Annotated in this window: 3 protein-coding genes; 2 read left to right on the top strand and 1 reads right to left on the bottom strand. The window is 33.6% G+C overall.

All coding sequences use genetic code 11. The features are described 5' to 3' along the window. Nucleotides 1-88: 88 nt before the first annotated feature. Complete coding sequence (locus tag UC75_RS10965; protein WP_049837596.1) at nt 89-685, top strand: glutathione S-transferase family protein; 597 nt, start codon at nt 89-91, stop codon at nt 683-685. 63 nt (nt 686-748) lie between these two features. On the opposite strand, the gene UC75_RS10960 is transcribed toward UC75_RS10965, so the two are convergent. After that, entirely contained in the window at nt 749-1,450 is a 702-nt protein-coding gene (locus UC75_RS10960; RefSeq protein ID WP_128825254.1) for a TIGR04219 family outer membrane beta-barrel protein, read from the bottom strand. A gap of 640 nt (nt 1,451-2,090) precedes the next feature. Between UC75_RS10960 and UC75_RS10955 the strand changes: the two genes are divergently transcribed. Continuing rightward, nucleotides 2,091-3,569 (top strand): sodium-dependent transporter, encoded by a 1,479-nt coding sequence (locus tag UC75_RS10955; RefSeq protein WP_005300319.1) that lies wholly within the window; start codon nt 2,091-2,093, stop codon nt 3,567-3,569. Nucleotides 3,570-3,595: the final 26 nt, after the last annotated feature.

Raw genomic sequence — 3,595 nt, 5'->3', positions numbered from 1 at the left:
AAATCAATCTATTAATTTTTGAATGAGTTATGATATAAATAATAAGAAAATTACATACTTAAATATGAATAATAAGGGAAAAGCATCTATGATAATTTATGGTGATGTAGGTTCGGGTAATTGTTATAAGATTAAACTATTACTTTCCTTATTAAATATTAAACATAGATGGGTCCACATTGATATTTTAAAAAAAGACACTCAAACAGCAGATTTTTTATTATTAAATCCTAATGGAAAAATACCTGTATTGGTTCTAGATGATGGCCGTGTTTTAAGTGAATCTAACGCTATTTTAGGCTATCTGGCGGAGGGAACAGAGTTTATTGCTACAGATTCCTATACGAAAGCAAAAATGTATCAGTGGATGTTCTTTGAACAGTATAGTCATGAACCATTTATTGCAGTTGCTCGTTTTATTAATAAATATTTAGGGTTACCATCAGAAAGAATAGAGGAATATCATAATTTACAATCGAAAGGCCATAAAGCACTATCTATTATGGATAAAGCTTTAGTAGAGCATGACTATTTTATTGGAAATCAATTAACTATTGCTGATATTGCCTTATATGCATACACGCATGTCGCGGAGGAAGGTGGTTTTGATTTGGAGCTATATCCAAATATTCAAGCGTGGTGCCAAAGAATTCGAAAATATTCAGGTTATGTAGGTATGGGTTAATTAAAAAAGGACTCTATAAGAGTCCTTTTTTATATATGAAGGAAACTTCAAGCCCGTTCTGGTTTAGAAATGGGCTTCTAAGCCTACATATGGGCCCTTAAATTCAAACTTAAGATCATTATTATCATAGTCATCTAAATCAATATTGAGTACGCGATACCCTGCTGTTAAACCAAGATCAATGAGTAAATTATCTGCAAATTTATATTTTACTTCTGCTAATGCGTCTGTGATTCGTGCATCATCAAAGTTTGTATAAGTTGCTTCACCTTTAGCACTTAAGCCTGTAAATGGAAGTTTGACTTCACCAGATAAATAAGCAATAGGATACGTTTTATCAATATCTACGCGTTTACCTGTATACGAAGTAATATCACCATTTAGTACAGTTGCACCAAGTCCAGCATCTATACTCACAATATTGTCTAGTAACTCATAATAGAGAATAAAATCGCTATGGTCTAAATCAACTTTATAGTTAGCTTGACCTAGAGTTTCTGATTTAGTTTGAGTATCTAAATTTACATAACGAATTTTTGCATTTGGAATAAATGGGATTGGGTGTTCTATTGCCAATGAGAGTTGAGCACTACCTTTTTGATCTAGATCTTGATCATCAGGAAATTGAGAAGACATATTCGCTTTACCATCGTAAAACCAGTAGCCGACATCTCCCTTTACTCCAACAAAATCTGCTTGAGCCAGGCCACTTAAGCCCATCCCGAGCGTTAATAAAGATATTTTTAATATTTTCACTTTGAACATCCGCATAAAAGAAATCTTTGAGCGCATCATATAGACATCTTGCTACAGATGCATTGATAAAAAATATGAGTCTGAAGCCTATATTATTAATAATTTTTCTAAGCTAGATAAAATATTAATCATTTCAAATAATTAATATTTACTTTTTTATTTGGATAACATTAGCCCTCTACAGATTTTAGTATAAATTTTGTCATCTAAAAAATGGGTATTATCAAATTTTAATTGGAAATTAAGGAAGAAATTAATGGATAAGTTGAGTAATTAAATAGATCTTTTTAGTGTTTGGAAGAAAATGTCATTGAACAATATTGTCTGACTATTTGATTTAAACGTAAAGATTAGCTGAAAAATAACCAATTGTGAAAAAAACTTAAAAAATTCGTAAAATTTCTGATGGAAATTACAGTAAAAAGAAATAAAAACAGGTATTGTTCAGCTATATAGGGGCAAAAAATGGACAAAAATCTTTAAGGAAGAATTTTCTATTTTTGCTTGTTTGAAATGAAAATAAAAATACTCACAAGGTGCCTTTTATTCTCAATCAAACACAAAAGTATTCTTTGGTTCTTTTTTTGCATGCGGAATAACAATCAACAATAGCAGTAAAAATAAGCAATCTTTTAACATTAGGTGTTTTATGACAGATTCTCGTGAAAACTGGACGTCACGATCTGGTTTTATTATTGCAGCCGTTGGTTCGGCTGTAGGCTTAGGTAATATTTGGCGCTTTCCATACGTTGCTTATGAAAATGGTGGTGGTGCGTTTCTTATTCCTTATCTATTGGCACTCATTACTGCTGGTTTACCGTTACTATTTTTAGATTATGCGGTCGGTCATCGTAGTACTGGTTCACCTCCAAAAGCATATCGGGCCTTATTTAAAGGTGGAGAAACATTAGGTTGGTGGCAAGTTTGTGTCTGTATCATTATTGGTTTGTATTATGCGAGCGTTTTGACATGGGCAGGTAGTTACGTTTACTTCTCTATTGGTCAAATGTGGGGAAGTGATCCGGAAGGTTTCTTCTTTAATACCTACCTACAAACCTCAAAAGCGACTGGTTTTGATTTACAGTTTGTAAGTCATTTATTCTGGCCGATTGTTGGAATTTGGGCACTTACTTTAATCATTCTTTATGGTGGAGTGAAAAAAGGTGTGGAATTATCCAATAAAATTTTCATGCCATTATTATTCATTCTATTTACTATTTTGGTGATTCAGTCATTGCGTTTACCTGGTGCAGTTCAAGGTTTGAATGCATTCTTTACGCCAAACTGGTCAGCAATGATGGACTATAAAGTATGGTTAGCCGCTTATGGTCATACTTTCTTTTCATTATCTGTTGGTTTCGGGATCATGGTTACCTATGCATCTTATTTAAAACCAAAAACGAATTTAACTGGTTCTGGCTTAATCGTTGGTTTTGCAAATGCATCAACTGAGATTTTGGCAGGGATTGGTATTTTTGCTGCTCTTGGTTTTATGGCACATGCAGCAGGTACTGATGTTAAAGATGTCGTGAGTGGCGGAATTGGATTAGCATTTATTGCATTCCCTAAAATTATTTCAAGCTTAGGCGCTGGGGCTGATTTATTTGGTCTTTTATTCTTCTCTTCACTTTTCGTCGCAGGTATTTCTTCGATGGTCAGTATTTTGGAAGTGCCTATTGCAGCAATGCAAGATAAGTTGAAATGGGGCCGTAAAAAAGCTGTAACGATTATTGGTGGTGGTAGTGCACTTGTATCAATTATTTTATTCTCAAGTGTAAATGCAATTAAGCTGGTTGATATTGTTGATCACTTTATTAATAACATCGGTATTATCGGTGGCGCATTAATTTCAATTATTAGCGTAGCTTGGTTTAAACGTTCAGCTCTTAAAGAACTTAGTGACCATATAAATCGTATCTCAACCATTCAAGTTGGTAAGGGATGGGATTTCACTTTAACGGTTATTACATCTTTAATCTTGTTAACTACACTCTGTATGACTGTTTTTAATTTGATCAAAAATGGCTATGATACTTATAGTATGAGCTTACAAGGTGTATTCGGCTGGGGCAGTGTGATTTTCTGTGCGGTCGTTGCAATCGTGTTAAGCAAAATGAAAGATCGCTAGGAGGATAGAATAATGAATACTTCGGC

It is taken from the genome of Acinetobacter sp. V2 (assembly GCF_001188385.1).
GTDB lineage: Bacteria > Pseudomonadota > Gammaproteobacteria > Pseudomonadales > Moraxellaceae > Acinetobacter > Acinetobacter oleivorans.
This window is presented reverse-complemented; position numbering and strand designations above follow the sequence as displayed.

Bases quoted from the DNA above. Each gene is read 5' to 3' on its own strand.
- UC75_RS10965 (WP_049837596.1), top strand. From the start codon at position 89: ATGATAATTTATGGTGATGTAGGTTCGGGTAATTGTTATAAGATTAAA.
- UC75_RS10960 (WP_128825254.1), bottom strand. From the start codon at position 1,450: ATGTTCAAAGTGAAAATATTAAAAATATCTTTATTAACGCTCGGGATG.
- UC75_RS10955 (WP_005300319.1), top strand. From the start codon at position 2,091: ATGACAGATTCTCGTGAAAACTGGACGTCACGATCTGGTTTTATTATT.